This window comes from Sinobaca sp. TMA16-18, assembly GCF_059510535.1.
Window position 1 is genome coordinate 310,776 of record NZ_JCAKFM010000003.1, and the last position, 15,431, is coordinate 326,206.

Sequence of the window (15,431 nt, forward strand, 5' to 3'; positions counted from 1 at the left end):
CTCCCATACGCTTTATTAGTCTCCGCGAAACGCGCGCTTTACTTTATCAAAAAAATTCTGGTGCTGTTCGTCCACATTGGAATCTCCGCTTACTTTGGCAAATTCCCGTATCAGATCTTTTTGATCATCGGAAAGTTTTTTCGGAACAATAACTTTCACTTTAATATGCTGATCTCCGTGCCCGCGGCCGTGAACGTTAGGGATACCTTTCCCTCTCATGCGGAAGCTCGTTCCGGACTGAGTGCCTGCTGGAATTTTCAATTTAACCTTACCGCTTAAAGCCGGTACTTCAATTTCATCGCCGAGTGCTGCCTGAGCGAAAGTAAGAGGCATTTCACAGAACACATCGTCGCCTTCGCGTTCAAAGAATTCATGGGACTGTACATCAAACACGACGTATAGATCTCCGGGAGGTCCACCGTTCACGCCTGCTTCACCCTGGCCGGATACGCGAATCTGCTGGCCATAGTCGACGCCTGCCGGAACTTTAATGCTGATTTTTTTGTTTTTCGTAATTCTTCCTCTGCCGCCGCACGTTTTACACTTTTCAGGAATGATTTTTCCGGTACCCTGACAGTTATCACATACACGACGGTTCACGACACGTCCGAACGGTGTATTCTGCTCTACGTTAAGCTGGCCGGCTCCTCCACATTTGCTGCAGGTTTTCGGGCTCGTACCAGGCTTTGCACCATCTCCGTCACACGTACCGCATGTTTCTTCTTTTGGAATTTCAATTTCAGTCGTTTTTCCAAATACCGCCTCTTTAAAAGCGAGCGTCATTGTATACTGCAGGTCTGCGCCTTGACGGGGAGCGTTTGGGTCACGGCGTCTGCCGCCGCCCCCGCCTCCGCCGAAGAACATGTCGAAAATGTCGCCAAACCCGCCGCCGAAGTCGCCGGCTCCGCCGCCTCCGAAACCCTGGTTCGGTTCTGCACTTCCGAATTGGTCGTAGTTGGACTTTTTCTGCGGATCGCTTAATACGTCATACGCATCTTTTACTTCTTTAAATTTCTCTTCTGCGTTTGCTTCTTTATTTACGTCCGGGTGGTACTTTCTGGCTAATTTTCTATATGCCTTTTTTACTTCATCTACTGATGCATCTTTATCTACGCCAAGCGTTTCATAATAATCTTTTTTACTCAATCTATTCACTCCCGTTCATCGCTCATTACACAAAGGTAATCATACCATTATCGTATTTATTGATTCAACCAGAAACCATGACAAATAGGCGTCCCATTTACATAAAAGAAGAGGCCGCCCCCTAAAGAAGCTTGGCTTCGTTAGTAATGGGACAGCCCCTTTGCTTTTGCATTATTACTTATTTATCTTTGTTGTCGTCTTCATTTACTTCTTCATAATCGGCATCAACGACGTTGTCGTCATCTTTCTGGCCGTCTGCTGCGCCGGCATCGCCGCCTTCAGCCTGCTGAGCCTGCTGAGCTGCCTGCTCATAAAGCTTAGTCGAAAGCTGCTGTACGACTTCCTGAAGCTCATCTTTTGCACTTCTGATCGCTTCAATGTCATCGCCTTCCAAAGCTGTTTTTACTTTTTCTTTGGCAGCTTCTGCACTATCTTTATCTGCCTGTTCTACACTGTCGCCAAGATCTTTAAGCGTTTTGTCAGTAGTAAATACAAGCTGGTCTGCTTCATTGCGTACTTCTACAGACTCTTTGCGTTTTTTATCTTCTTCTGCATTTTCTTCTGCGTCTTTTACCATTTTTTCAACATCCTCATCGCTCAATCCGGATGAAGACGTAATCGTAATCGACTGCTCTTTGTTTGTGCCGAGATCTTTCGCACGAACGTTTACAATACCATTTGCATCAATATCAAACGTTACTTCAATCTGTGGTACACCACGTGGTGCAGGTGGAATATCTGTAAGCTGAAAACGGCCAAGCGTCTTGTTGTCTGCTGCCATTTCGCGCTCACCCTGCAGCACATGAATATCAACAGAAGGCTGATTGTCTGAGGCAGTAGAGAACGTCTGGGATTTGCTTGTTGGGATCGTTGTATTGCGATCGATCAAACGAGTTGATACTCCACCCATCGTTTCAATTCCAAGAGAAAGCGGCGTTACGTCAAGTAGTACAACGTCTTTCACATCACCGGAAAGTACGCCGGCTTGAACAGCTGCACCAAGAGCAACAACTTCATCCGGGTTTACGCCTTTGTGTGGATCTTTGCCGGTAAGCTTTTTAATTTCTTCCTGAACAGCAGGAATTCTTGTAGATCCGCCGACAAGGATAACTTTATCGATTTCAGAAGCACTCAAGCCGGAGTCTTTCAACGCCTGGCGTGTAGGTCCCATTGTTTTTTCCACAAGAGAAGAAGTAAGGTCATCGAACTTCGCACGGCTTAATGTAAGCTCAAGGTGCTTAGGTCCGCTTGCATCTGCTGTAATAAATGGAAGGGAAATCTGCGTCTGGGATACACCGGATAGATCTTTCTTCGCTTTTTCCGCAGCATCTTTTAAGCGCTGAACGGCCATTTTATCCTGCGAAAGGTCAATGCCGTTTTCTTTTTTGAACTCAGTTACAAGGTGGTCAATAATGATCTGGTCAAAATCGTCTCCGCCAAGCTTGTTGTCACCAAATGTTGATTTTACTTCGAAAAAGCCTTCACCAAGCTCAAGGATGGATACGTCAAACGTACCGCCGCCCAAGTCATACACAAGGATCGTCTGGTCTTCTTCTTTTTCAAGGCCGTAAGCTAATGCTGCCGCTGTAGGCTCGTTTACGATACGTTCTACTTCAAGTCCAGCGATTTTACCGGCATCTTTTGTAGCCTGGCGCTGGGAGTCATTGAAGTAAGCCGGAACGGTAATTACAGCTTTTGTTACTGTTTCGCCTAAATAAGCTTCTGCATCTGATTTAAGCTTCTGCAGAATGATGGCACTGATCTCCTGTGGAGTCTGCTGCTTGCCTTCTGCTTCTACTTTATAATCCGTACCCATATGACGCTTAATGGACTGGATCGTGTTTGGGTTTGTAATAGACTGGCGCTTGGCTACTTCCCCTACCTGGCGCTCGCCGTCTTTAAATGCAACAACAGATGGTGTCGTGCGGTTACCTTCCGGGTTGGGAATAACTACTGCTTCTCCGCCCTCCATCACTGCTACACATGAATTTGTTGTTCCTAAGTCAATACCAATTGTTCTACTCATTGTCAGTTCATCCTCCTACTATTAATTAACCATTTTTGTTTATGCGTTTACTTTAACCATTGCCGGGCGCAGTACTTTATCTTTTAACAGATAGCCCTTTTGGAGTTCTTCCACTATTTGGTTGGACTCAAACCCTTCTTCTTCAACCTGCATGACCGCTTGATGATAATGCGGATCAAACATTTCGCCGACAGTAGGCATTTCCTGCAGCCCTTCTGCTGCGGCTGCTTCTTTAAGCTGGTTAAACACCATTTCCACCCCTTTATAGATGGATCTGGCTTCCTCGCCTTCCGGCTCTGCTTTAAGCGCTCTTTCAAAGTTATCAAGAGCCGGCATCATACCAAGCAGAAGCTTTTCCGCGCGGTATTTTTCCAGCTTCACCTTTTCTTCTTTTGCGCGCTTTCTTACGTTATCAAGGTCTGCCTGCGTTCTAAGGGAACGGTTTTTCCATTCCAGCACTTCCGCTTCAAGCTCCTGAATGCGCTGCTCGTCTTCTGATACTACTTCATTAGAAGCGTCATTATCTATAATTTCGACCGTATCTTCTTCGGTCGTCTCTTCTTGTTTTTCATCATTTAACGTTTCTGTTTCTTCGTTAGATAGCGGTTCATCTTTTTTCATATCTTTCACCTCCACCAGTTTTCTTGCTTTTTACATAGAAAGAAGGAGAGATATTTCTCTCCACAGCCAATCATACATGATATCACTAAGCATCTGTTCTGTACAGGTTCTCCAGAATATCCTCCAGGTCATGGGAGATATGCTGGATCAAGCTGATGACTTTCGGGTATTCCATTCGCTTGGGGCCTACAATTCCAATGGTGCCTACTGCTCTGCCATTAAAAGAATAGGTGGCGGAGATAATACTGCAGTGTTCAAATGCGGCATTCTCATTTTCCTGCCCAATTCGTATAGAAAGGCCTGACTTATTTGGCTTTAAAAGGTCGTGCATCATATCTTCTTTTTCAAAAAGCTCATATAAAGATTTCACTTTCGCAATGTCTTTAAACTCAGGCTGGTTTAGGAGGTTCGTCTTGCCTCCGTAGTATACTCGTTCGCTTGAGCTCTTTTTCAGCGTGTCCTCTGCAAAAAGAAGTGCTTCTGCATAATTATCAATATGCTGTTTCATTAGAACGGAAATTTCATTTTCCATTTTCTGTTCCAGCATGTATAAAGGAACGCCGCTGAGCCTTTCATTGAGGATATTAACCATTTTTTCAAGATCTGAGCTGCTTAACCCTCTCGGAAGACTTACTGCTTTGTTTTCTACGTGGCCTGTATCTGTAACCAGGATAGCAACTGCAGCATCCTCGCGCAGCGGAATCACCTGTATACTTTTCAGCTTTGCATCAAACATTTTCGGACCGAGGACGATAGACACATAGCTCGTAAGCTCTGATAAAATGGTTGCGGAATGTTTAACCGCCTGATCTGCCTCCAGAATTTTCTGTTTGAACAACGACTTCATGTTCGTTACTTCATTTTTTGAAAAATGATGCGGCAGAAGCAGATGGTCTACATAATGCCGGTAGCCTTTTTCAGACGGCACGCGTCCGGAAGAGCTGTGCGTTTTTTCTAAAAAACCGAGCTCTTCCAAATCTGCCATTTCATTTCTTATCGTGGCCGGGCTGAATGAAATACTTTTTTCCTGCGATATGCTTCTGGATCCAACCGGTTCAGCTGATTTAATATAGCCATTTATAATGGCCTGCAAAATCAGCAGCTGTCTATTCGATAACATCCATTATCACCTCTTTTAGCACTCCGGTTGTTCGAGTGCTAAATCTATATGTTAAGTTATCAAAGACCTCTCTTTTTGTCAATTATATTCAACGGAATTAATTGAGAATTTTAAAAGGCATTGTCTTTTTCCAATAAAAACTTTTCAAATACTTCGTTTCCGAGCAGTCTGCCCCGCGGTGTAAGTCTTACTTTTTCTGCAGATTCTTCAATCAGCCCCTGCTGAAACAATTCCGGTACAGCTGTGGCAAACACCTCTTTATATTCCATTCCATACCGTTCTTTAAACCTGCTTTTGTCCACACCGTCATACATCCGCAGCCCTAAAAACATTTCTTCTTCCATTTTCTCTGCTCTGCTCACCCGGGTTTCTTCTTTAATTATCGGTTCTCCCTGCTCAACTGCTTTAATATAGTGAGTCAGCGGAGCGATATTGGCATAGCGGACTCCATTTACGTACCCGTGGGCCCCTGCACCAAATCCATAATATTCTTCGTTTTTCCAGTACACACAGTTATGAAAGCTTTCATGTCCTTTGGCTGCAAGGTTGCTTATTTCGTAAGGATAAAGCCCGTTGCGGCTCCCGTAGTCCAGCAGAAGCTCGTACATGTCCGCTTCCGTATCTTCCGGAAAAGGAGCAAGACGGCCTTGTTTGTACCAATTATGAAACATCGTTTTTTCTTCAATTTTCAACGAATAGGCGGAGATGTGAGGCACATTCAGCTGCACCGCCATATCCAATGAAGCTTGAAAATCAGCCATCGTCTGTCCCGGCAGGCCGAACATTAAATCAATCGAATAGTTATCAAACCCGGCTTTTTGGGCCAAGGTTACTGCCTCTACCGCGTCTTCCCTGCCATGCCCTCTGCCAATAGCCTCCAGCAGCCGCGTTTCAAAACTCTGCACGCCAATACTGAGACGGTTGACACCGCTCGTTTTCATGGCTGCCAGCTTCTCCATAGTAATTTCACCCGGATTCACTTCCACCGTATACTCTGCACCATCCGCGAGCGGAATGTGGCGGTCAACAATGTCCAGCATTCTGATAACCTGCTTCTCGTTCAGGGCGGTTGGGGTTCCGCCTCCGATATAAATCGAATTCAGCGGAACGCTGATACCGGCCTGTCTGATTTCCTCTTCCAATGCGTCAAGGTATTCATCCACCGGCTGGCGGTCAATGAGAAATTTATTAAAATCACAGTAAAAGCATATCTGCCTGCAAAAAGGGATATGAATATATGCTGAAGTTGCTGCCATTTTTTCTCCTCCTTCCCTGCATTCTGTTTTCCGTTGGAAAAGGACTGTCTGTTGGATAGACAGTCCTTCCCTTTTATTTGTCGTTATCCATTTTCAATACAGACATAAATGCTTCCTGCGGCACATCTACTTTGCCGACACTCTTCATTCGTTTTTTTCCTTCTTTCTGCTTGTCGAGAAGTTTTCTTTTTCTGGAAATATCCCCGCCGTAGCATTTAGAGAGAACGTTTTTACGCATTGCTTTAATCGTCTGTCTGGCAATGATTTTCTGGCCTATGCTTGCCTGAATCGGCACTTCAAACTGCTGTCTCGGGATAAGGTCTTTGAGCTTGTCGGTAATTGCCTTGCCTCTTTCGTAGGCAAAATCACGGTGAACAATGATCGATAAGGCATCGACAGTTTCCCCGTTTAGAAGAATGTCCATTTTCACAAGACTGGACTGCCTGAATCCAATCATTTCGTAATCAAATGAAGCATAGCCTTTTGTACTCGATTTCAGCTGATCAAAGAAATCATAAACAATTTCTGTCAGTGGGATATTGTACACAATATTTACACGGTTGGCATCCATATACTTCATATCGATAAACTCTCCACGTTTTTTCTGGCAGAGCTCCATTACCGATCCTACAAAATCGTTAGGTACCATTACGGTCGCTTTAACAAACGGCTCTTCTACATAATCCACTTTCTGCGGATTGGGAAAGTTAGCCGGGTTATCGATAGAAATCATTGTTTCATCGGTGAGGTACACGTTATAAATAACACTTGGCGCTGTCGTGATCAGATCAATGCCGTATTCCCGTTCAATACGTTCCTGTACAATCTCCATATGCAGCAATCCAAGAAACCCTGCCCGGAAACCAAATCCGAGGGCCTGGGACGTCTCTGCTTCATACTGCAGTGAGCTGTCGTTTAACTCCAGGCGCTCCAGCGCATCGCGGAGCGGGTTGTAGTCATTGGCATCCACCGGATACAGGCCGCAGAATACCATCGGATTCATCTTTTTGTACCCTTCCAGCTGAACTTCTGCCGGACGTTCGGCGTCTGTGATCGTATCACCTACGCGGGAGTCGCCGACATTTTTGACAGCAGCAGTTACAAATCCTACATCCCCTACCGTCAGTTCATCACATGCAATTGGCTTAGGGGTAAATACGCCTACTTCAGAAACTTCGAATTCTTTTCCGGTAGCCATCATTTTAATTTTCTGGCCGGGGCGTATAGTGCCTTCCATTACACGGATGTAGGAAATAACCCCGCGGTACGTGTCATACAGCGAGTCAAAAATAAGCGCCTGAAGCGGTTTTTCGGGATCTCCCTGGGGTGCCGGCACCTTTTCTACAATCTGGCTGAGTATTTCTTCGATGCCAATTCCACTTTTAGCTGATGCATGAACGGCCTCCGATGCGTCCAGGCCGATCACGTCTTCAATTTCCTGCTTTACCCGTTCAGGCTCCGCACTTGGAAGGTCTATCTTATTAATAACCGGAATAATTTCCAGGTCATTGTCCAGAGCCAGGTAAACGTTAGCCAGGGTCTGGGCTTCGATTCCCTGTGCAGCATCTACAATTAGAAGTGCGCCTTCACAGGCGGCAAGGCTTCTTGATACTTCATACGAAAAGTCTACATGTCCCGGAGTATCAATTAAGTGGAAAATGTATTCTTCTCCATCGGTATGCGTATGCTTAAGCTGTACCGAGTTCAATTTTATTGTAATTCCCCGCTCACGCTCAAGGTCCATCGCATCAAGCGTCTGCTCTTTCATTTCGCGCTTGGTCAACGCACTGGTGGATTCAAGAATCCTATCGGCTAATGTTGATTTACCGTGGTCAATATGGGCAATAATAGAAAAATTCCTGATTCGTTTTTGTCTTTCCAACCTGTCTTTGTTATTCATGAAGCTTCACTCCTGCCGGTTCAATCTTATTTGAATATGTAGTTCTGCATATAAAAGCAGCTCCCGATTCGTTTATTCGACCAGGAAGCTGTAGTAGGAAACAACCGTTATATTTTTATACGGGATAAAGACTACTCTTCATTATAGCAATCGTAGGTTGTTACTTCAAATATATATTCACTTTGCCTTGCGCCAAAGTTTAAATTTTGGTAAAATCCTTCTGTGTTCATAAAAGAACGGAACTTGAATCACTTTAAGGAGGTGGGTACCATGGCAAATATTAAATCAGCTAAAAAACGCGTTATAACAAACGAAACAAAGCGTGTGAAGCAGCAGGCTTTCAAATCTGCGACACGTTCTGCTGTTAAAGAATTCTACAAAAAAGTAGAAAACAATGACGAAGCAGGCGCTAAAGAACTTTTTCTGCTAGCTTCTAAAAAAGTAGATAAGGCAGCCGACAAAAATATCATTCATCATAATGCAGCTTCACGTGAAAAATCACGTATGCAGAAGCACCTAAATAAAATCGCTCAATAATGAGCGTTTCCGCCGCCTTCCTTTTTATAAGGAGGGCGGCTTTTTTATGCAGAAAAGTATTTATGCTTGGACAGCGTAATAATACTTAACTCCAAACGCATTTCTTTATCCATTTTTCCAGTTTTTATATCAAAATCCGCCGAAGCCAGTTCCTTTAAACTATTTTCCAGAACGGCCTCATTATAATTTCTCCCCTGTTCTTCTGCAATTTTTACTGCATAAGGATGCAGCTTCAGCTGGCCGGCCATTTTCTGCCGGGAATACCCCTGCTTTTTCAAATAAAGGACATGAATAATCATCCGCGTCTGCCTGGCGAGAAGCGCCAGAATTTTTATTGGTTCTTCTTTTTGTTTAAGGAGATCGTAATAGATGCGGAGCGCTTCATCTGTCCGCTGGCTTATTACCCGGTCCACGAGGGTGAATACATTGTCTTCCAGGGTAACTGGAGTCAGCGCCTCAATATCCTTCCGATTGACTGCTTCTCCCTGTGAAGCGTACAAAGCCAGTTTATCCGTTTCATTTGAAAGCATATTTAAATTAAATCCCGCTCGTTTAATCAGTTCTGTTTTTGCTTCCGGATCAATCGATTGCTTTTTCTGCTTAAACTGAGCGTCTACCCACTTTTCCATACTTCGTTGATCCGGTGCTCCGGCCTGAAGCACTTTCCCTTCTTTTTTCAGCGTCTTCACTACTTTTTTTCGTTCATCCAGCTTATCAGCGGGAACAGATAGAATTAATACGGTTTCTGCAGCCGGATTTTGGCAGTACGCCTCCAGCGCTTTAAGATTATGTTCTACCTTTTCTTTTTCCCGCACCCCGGTCAGAAAGTAGCAGTGCTGCAGCAGCACTACTTTATTTGATCCGAAAAAAGGAAGGGTTTCTGCTTCTTCGACCCCGGTTTCCACAGACGTTTCCCTCATATCATAAACAATAAATTGAAAATCCCTTTCTTCTTCCTGCAGCGTCTGTTTCACAATTAAATTAGTCATTTTTTCCATAAGAAAAGCTTCACTTCCATAAAATACATACAAAGGAGCTGTCTGTCCGGCTTTTATTTCTTTCTGCATGGTTAAATAATCGATTGTCCTCACCCTTTGCACTAATTTTCATCTTCTTTTATTCTACCTTACATGGGCTCTGTTTCAGAAGAAATAACTATAGATTTTCCGGCAGAATTTGTATGGATTTCTGACAGCGCTTCCTTTATAATGAGTGTAGAATGCAACGGAGAGGAGTTTCGCTGTGAATCCATTTGAAAAAGATGTACAGAGTAAACGGAATGATTTACTGGACTCCGCGGTAGCAGGAGTAGTCTCCTTCAGCTTTTTCTCTCTTATTTTTATTATCGCTACCGTTGTTCATTTTGTAGGAAACCTGTAAAAGAAGCCTCCCATTCAGGGGGCTTCTTTTTGTATTGTATGAATCAGCTTCCGCATTGATCGTTTAGAATGACTGTTCCTGCCTGGTGGATCGAAAGGATATCTTTGTAGTTAAAAGCAATTTCGATGGCCCCTTTTTCATCTGTGCGGAAAATAGCAGCTTCATGCGCTTCCAGTATATCCAGTACTTCCTGATGAGGATGACCAAATCGGCTGCAGCGTCCGGATGATAATAAAGCTGCTTTAGGGTCGAGCTGCTGGACCCAGGACGCAGATGTAGACGTTTTGCTGCCATGGTGGCCGGCTTTTAATATATCCGCTTTCAAACCGGGAAACGCCTCCATCACCTGCTTTTCTCCCTGTTCTTCCAAATCCCCGGCAAAAAGCCAGCTCCGCCCTCCCATCACGGCATACAAAACAATGGAGGCTTCATTTCCACTCGCTTTATTGTGCAATGGAGCTAATACTTGAAAATACTGTTCTCCTTCTTTCCAGGTCATTCCTTTTTCAGCAAACACAATGGGAATTCCGTGTTGATGGACCGTTTCCAGAAAATGTTGTTCCGATTCTTTCTCTTCGGCACTTCTTCCGTACAGGACCTGATGTACGTTTGTATGTTTTAGGACAGCATACAGCCCGCCGTAATGATCCATATCCCCATGTGTAACGATCAGTTTGTCAATCGTACGAATTCCCTTTGATTTTAAAACAGGAACAACGACACGATCTCCCGGGTCATAGGGCTCTTTCCGCTCCTGCCACTCCTCCCGGGGAAACGAAAGCGCTCCTCCACCGTCAATTAAGTAGACTCCTTTCCGGTACGGAAGCTCTATTAATATACTATCTCCCTGCCCTACATCAATTACCGTTACAGCTCCTTTCGAATCAAAATAAGGTGAAAAAAGCAGCCAGCCAAACACAACCGTAAGTGATCCCGCCGCGAGGAATGTACCTGTTCGATGTCCTTTTTCTATCTCAGCAAAAAGAAACAGAAGCGATACACTTAAAAAAAGCAGCTCCAGGAGATCCGGCTTCCCTGTTACTACCTGCAGCACACGGCTTTCTGCTGCCAACTGCAGATTATTATGCAAAAGACGAATACCCGCTTCTGCCGGCTTCATGAGTAAGCCAGCGGCCGAAGGCATACACAGAGATAGAAAGAATATAAAAAAACAAAAAGGCAGAAGAAAAAGAGAAACAAAAGGCACAAAGGCAATATTTAATACATAGCTGAGCAGAGAAAATTCATAAAAGTGATAGAAAATAATAGGAAGGGACGCGGTCTGAGCGACAGCAGATACACTAAACAACTGAAGAGGAAGCGAAGGCAGTCTCTGCAAAAGTGGAAAAGACAACAACAGGCTCAAACTAATAAAAAAAGAAAGCTGAAACCCTATATGCCAGATGTAATAAGGATCTGCCCAGAGCATAACAAGAGCTGCGGTTCCAAGCGCAGCAACAGGCGGAAGCGACTTTTTGGCGAAACGCTGGTAAAGAAGCACAAGCATCGCAATTAAAACCGCTCTCCACACCGAAGGCGCCCCACCGGCCAGCAGAGCATACAACGGAAGAAACCCAATGAGGATCCAGCTCATCCGCTCTCGTGTTATGCCTGAGCGGAGTCCCCCGTAATACAGGACGCCGCTTATAATACCAACATGAAGCCCGGAGACCGCCAGCAGATGAATCAGCCCCAGCTGCTGATAAGCTTTCTCCACCCCGGGGTCGAGTTCATTACGGTTTCCAAAAATAAGAGCGCTGCTGATCCCCTGCAGCTCCTCCGGAAACTGCTGTTGAATATGTTTAATGCCAAAATCACGCCATTGGTGAGCTGTGAACAAAAAAGAACCCTGTTTCTGATGGCTGCACAGAACATTATCTACGCCGGAGACCTCGATTGTCCAGTGAACCTGCTGCTTGTACATATAGCTTTTATAATCAAAAGCGGCAAAGTTAGAGGCGGGTGCCGGCTTTTTCCATGTTCCCTCCACCCGGCATATCGAACCCGGCGTCAGTGCTTCTATCTGTTCCCGTTCGTTTTCTTCAGTCAGGTACAGCGTCACGAAGAGTTTCTCCTGATGATGCACGTCCCGCATCATCCACTGTACTTGATCCCCGTCCACTGCCGCAGTAGTTAGAATGACTGCCTCCAGGTGCGCGGGTGGTTCATTAAAAACAGAATCATTATTCTTTTCCGCCACTTCCATCCGCACCAAAAAAAGAAGGAAAACCATGCCACAATAAAACAATGACCGTTTTTGTCCAGTTTTCCACCAGGCATACAGAAATAAGATCGGAAGCAGACAAAGAAGGAAAAGTGGATAAGCATAATAAACGGCAGCAATGCTGAGCAGTGCAGCTGATACAGCAATTAATAAGTTCATTAGACAGAATCTTTCTGTTGGATTTTTATTCTACGGTAATACTATCCTGCAGCTGTTCGTAGGTTTTGTCTCCTATCCCTGAGACTTCTTTTACTTCTTCTGTCGATGCAAACAGACCGTTTTCCTCACGGTATGCCAGTATCGCAGCAGCTTTTGCAGGACCAATACCAGGAAGTGTCTCCAAATCAGCAGCTTCCGCTGTATTGAGACTGATTTTACTTTCCTGGTCCCCGTCTGTTTCATACACGGAGCTTTCCATTAATAAATGATCCGCTTCTTCTCCTTCAGCTGGAACATAAATTACCATCTCATCCTGAAGCCGGGCTGCAAAATTCACCTGTGCAGCATCAGCATATTCCGCCAGGCCGCCTGCCATGTCTACAGCGTCTACAATGCGTTTGTTCTGCTGCAGTTCATAGACACCTGGAGAAGCTACCATTCCTTTAACATCCACCATAATAAATGCCGGTTCGGATACAGAGGCTTCCAGTTCAGCTTCGTTTGTTTCAATGTCCGGCTGACTATCCAAAAAATAGTCATCTGCCATAGTTTCTCCCCCCTACGTGCTTTCCGTAGACGGAGAAACTATTAGAAATACAAAAATGCCCATAATAAAAACTGCGGCGGCAGCCGCTCCAACCATATGGACTTTTTTCAATCGTTTTTCACCTCCCTTCAAGAGAAATGAGTACTTAGAGTAATGGATGTAAAGCGGGAAGGGGTAATCGGGGTAAAAAAATAGAGAGATCCTCGGCATGAACCGGGATTCTCTCTTATTTTAGACGGTTATCCTAATATTGTAAATCTTTTTCTGCGATAAAAAACAGCCGCTCGCTTTCCGGCCCTGGTCGGTTAAAGGAAAAATCCGCATATACCTGCACGGAAGAAAAGCCCGCCTCTGAAAGCCACTGACTGTACTGCTCCAGCGTAAAGGCTTTTTGCACATGTTCTTCATCCGAACGTTCGTACAAACCTTCTGCATTTTCTATAAATAAAGTAAGCTCATGAATGATCTCATTCCGGTTTTCTGTTTCAAAGCAGTTCCAAATATATGCGAGGTTTTCCCTTACTTCAGAAAAAGCAAAGTTATTTAGTATGGTCTGCATATAAAAAACCGAATGAACATCAAACAGAAATCTCCCTTTTGTTTCCAGGTTGGCATATACTGCCTTGAACGCACGCTTAACAGTATCTTCGTCTGTCAAATAATTGATCGTATCACAAAATGCCGTCACTACAGCATAAGGACTTGGCGCCTCCAGCTCGGATAAATCCTGCTGAAACAAGAGCGGACGATAGCCGGCAGCGTTAAGCTTGCCTCTGGCTACCGTCAGCATATCAACAGAAAGATCCATCCCCTGTGCATCAAAGCCGTTATCAAGCATATGGCGCAGCATCGTTCCTGTACCACAGCCGGCGTCCAGCAGCTTTGTCTGGCGGGGGTTAGTATCGGACGGCAGAGCCTCCAACAGCCAATTGTTCCATTTGGCATAAGGGGCATCCCCCATTAATTCATCGTACACCTTCGAAAAATCACCATATACGTTCACCGGCTGATTAAGAAAGCACCTTTTTAATTTCTACTTCCGGTGCATCTCCCCATAGTTTTTCGAGATTATAGTACATCCGTTCTTCCTCATGGAAAACATGGACAATAACATCGCCGATGTCTATTAAGATCCATTTCCCTTCGTCAAAACCTTCCATTTTCTTTACATCATATTCATTTTCCAATGCATTTTTCCGGACTTCTCTTGCAATAGACTGAACCTGTTTATAAGATTGGCCGCTTACAATAACAAAGTAGTCCGCCATTGTTGAAATTCCCTGCATATTTAGAGCTACAATATTCTCCGCTTTTTTTTCATCTACAGAACGAAGGGCATTTTCCAAAATTTCATTACTTTTCATTTACATTCCCCTTTCGGAATTTAAAAACTAGTTGATTATACGTGGCAAGTGTTCCCGGATAAACCGGCTGTCTCTTTTTCATCAGAAAGTGAATCGTATTTGCCAGGGCTTTTATGATGGCTTCATCGAGGCTGGAAGCGGAAAGGTCCCTTACTTCTTCCACGCCAGGAAAGGTGCGGTTGGGCTCAATATAATCGGCAAGAAACAAAATCTTTTCCATCATTGTCATGTCCGGCTTTCCGGTCGTATGCCAGGTAATCGCTGAAAGTATGTCGGGGTCTTGTATCCCTATCTCTTTTTTCACTAAATACGATCCCGCCGGAGCATGCAGCAGTTCATCCCCATAGAAAAGAAAGTCCGGATCGAAATCCTCCTGCTCAATAATTGCCCGCATTTCCTGCTTATCCCTGAATTTAGCGTAGTCATGAAATATCGCAGCCAGTTCGAGTCTGGTTTTGTCTACATTTGTATTGGCGGCAAGTTTCAGCGCGGTATCCGCTACTCCTATCGTATGAATATAGCGGTGCTCTGTTAAATGTGGCTCTACCAGAGCCAGTGCGTCTGCTCTATTCATACAATCCCTGCTTTTCAATAAAGTGTCGTACGTCCTCTGTTACATAATAACGAATGCTTTTGCCAAGCTTTATTCTTTCTCTTATATCGGTTGAAGAAATATCCAATAAAGGTGCCTCTATATATTGTATACCATCTTCATTCATTTTTTCAGCAAAATAGCCTGGCCGGTCTGCTACAGCGAAAGTAACCATTTCTTTCAAACGCGCAATATCTTTCCACGTATGGAGCTGCGCCTTCATGTCTCCGCCTATAATAAAATAAAAAGAAGCGTCCGTGTATTTTTCTTTTAATGTCCGGATGGTATCAATTGAATAAGAGGGACCCTGCCGCTCGTATTCGATAGTGGATACACGAAAACCCGGATGGTCTTTCACTGCCGCTTTAATAAGTTCCAGCCGCTGTTCAGGCGTACTGTCTGATTTCATGTTTTTGTGAGGCGGAGTATACACCGGAATAAACCAGACCTCATCTAAATGAAGAGAATGAAGTGCTTCTTCAGCAAGCATTAAATGAGCTATATGGGGAGGATCAAATGTCCCTCCTACTATACCGATTCTTTCCGACATGTTTCAGCC

General features: G+C 44.5%; 15 protein-coding genes. 2 read left to right on the forward strand and 13 right to left on the reverse strand.

Annotated features, from left to right (window positions below; all coding sequences use genetic code 11):
• Positions 1–15: 15 nt before the first annotated feature.
• From dnaJ to lepA, 6 genes are all read right to left on the reverse strand, one after another.
• Positions 16–1,146, reverse strand: a complete 1,131-nt coding sequence (gene dnaJ, locus AC5W14_RS07840; RefSeq protein WP_496058773.1) for a molecular chaperone DnaJ — start codon at positions 1,144–1,146, stop codon at positions 16–18.
• 178 nt (positions 1,147–1,324) lie between these two features.
• Positions 1,325–3,172, reverse strand: coding sequence for a molecular chaperone DnaK (dnaK, locus tag AC5W14_RS07845; protein ID WP_496058774.1), 1,848 nt, complete (start codon positions 3,170–3,172; stop codon positions 1,325–1,327).
• 39 nt (positions 3,173–3,211) lie between these two features.
• A complete protein-coding gene (gene grpE / locus AC5W14_RS07850) occupies positions 3,212–3,793 on the reverse strand; it encodes a nucleotide exchange factor GrpE (protein ID WP_496058775.1) in 582 nt (193 codons plus the stop codon).
• An 85-nt stretch (positions 3,794–3,878) separates the two neighbouring features.
• Entirely contained in the window at positions 3,879–4,913 is a 1,035-nt protein-coding gene (gene hrcA, locus AC5W14_RS07855) for a heat-inducible transcriptional repressor HrcA (protein WP_496058776.1), read from the reverse strand.
• A gap of 110 nt (positions 4,914–5,023) precedes the next feature.
• Positions 5,024–6,169, reverse strand: a complete 1,146-nt coding sequence (gene hemW / locus AC5W14_RS07860) for a radical SAM family heme chaperone HemW (RefSeq protein WP_496194069.1) — start codon at positions 6,167–6,169, stop codon at positions 5,024–5,026.
• A gap of 73 nt (positions 6,170–6,242) precedes the next feature.
• Complete coding sequence (gene lepA / locus AC5W14_RS07865) at positions 6,243–8,069, reverse strand: translation elongation factor 4 (protein ID WP_496058778.1); 1,827 nt, start codon at positions 8,067–8,069, stop codon at positions 6,243–6,245.
• A 270-nt stretch (positions 8,070–8,339) separates the two neighbouring features.
• Here lepA and rpsT point away from each other — a divergent pair, with 270 nt between their 5' ends.
• Entirely contained in the window at positions 8,340–8,606 is a 267-nt protein-coding gene (gene rpsT / locus AC5W14_RS07870; protein WP_496058779.1) for a 30S ribosomal protein S20, read from the forward strand.
• A gap of 44 nt (positions 8,607–8,650) precedes the next feature.
• Here the strand turns inward: rpsT and holA are convergent, their stop codons facing one another.
• Positions 8,651–9,697, reverse strand: coding sequence for a DNA polymerase III subunit delta (gene holA / locus AC5W14_RS07875; protein WP_496058780.1), 1,047 nt, complete (start codon positions 9,695–9,697; stop codon positions 8,651–8,653).
• A 151-nt stretch (positions 9,698–9,848) separates the two neighbouring features.
• Here holA and AC5W14_RS07880 point away from each other — a divergent pair, with 151 nt between their 5' ends.
• Positions 9,849–9,986, forward strand: a complete 138-nt coding sequence (locus tag AC5W14_RS07880; protein ID WP_496058781.1) for a YqzM family protein — start codon at positions 9,849–9,851, stop codon at positions 9,984–9,986.
• 43 nt (positions 9,987–10,029) lie between these two features.
• On the opposite strand, the gene AC5W14_RS07885 is transcribed toward AC5W14_RS07880, so the two are convergent.
• From AC5W14_RS07885 to nadD, 6 genes are all read right to left on the reverse strand, one after another.
• Positions 10,030–12,369, reverse strand: a complete 2,340-nt coding sequence (locus AC5W14_RS07885; RefSeq protein ID WP_496194070.1) for a DNA internalization-related competence protein ComEC/Rec2 — start codon at positions 12,367–12,369, stop codon at positions 10,030–10,032.
• 25 nt (positions 12,370–12,394) lie between these two features.
• Positions 12,395–12,916, reverse strand: coding sequence for a helix-hairpin-helix domain-containing protein (locus tag AC5W14_RS07890; RefSeq protein ID WP_496194071.1), 522 nt, complete (start codon positions 12,914–12,916; stop codon positions 12,395–12,397).
• A 244-nt stretch (positions 12,917–13,160) separates the two neighbouring features.
• Entirely contained in the window at positions 13,161–13,919 is a 759-nt protein-coding gene (locus AC5W14_RS07895) for a class I SAM-dependent DNA methyltransferase (RefSeq protein ID WP_496194072.1), read from the reverse strand.
• 7 nt (positions 13,920–13,926) lie between these two features.
• Positions 13,927–14,280, reverse strand: coding sequence for a ribosome silencing factor (gene rsfS / locus AC5W14_RS07900; RefSeq protein ID WP_496058785.1), 354 nt, complete (start codon positions 14,278–14,280; stop codon positions 13,927–13,929).
• Entirely contained in the window at positions 14,270–14,854 is a 585-nt protein-coding gene (gene yqeK, locus AC5W14_RS07905; protein WP_496058786.1) for a bis(5'-nucleosyl)-tetraphosphatase (symmetrical) YqeK, read from the reverse strand. The genes rsfS and yqeK overlap by 11 nt, the downstream gene beginning before the upstream one ends.
• A complete protein-coding gene (nadD, locus tag AC5W14_RS07910) occupies positions 14,847–15,422 on the reverse strand; it encodes a nicotinate-nucleotide adenylyltransferase (RefSeq protein WP_496058787.1) in 576 nt (191 codons plus the stop codon). The genes yqeK and nadD overlap by 8 nt, the downstream gene beginning before the upstream one ends.
• Positions 15,423–15,431: the final 9 nt, after the last annotated feature.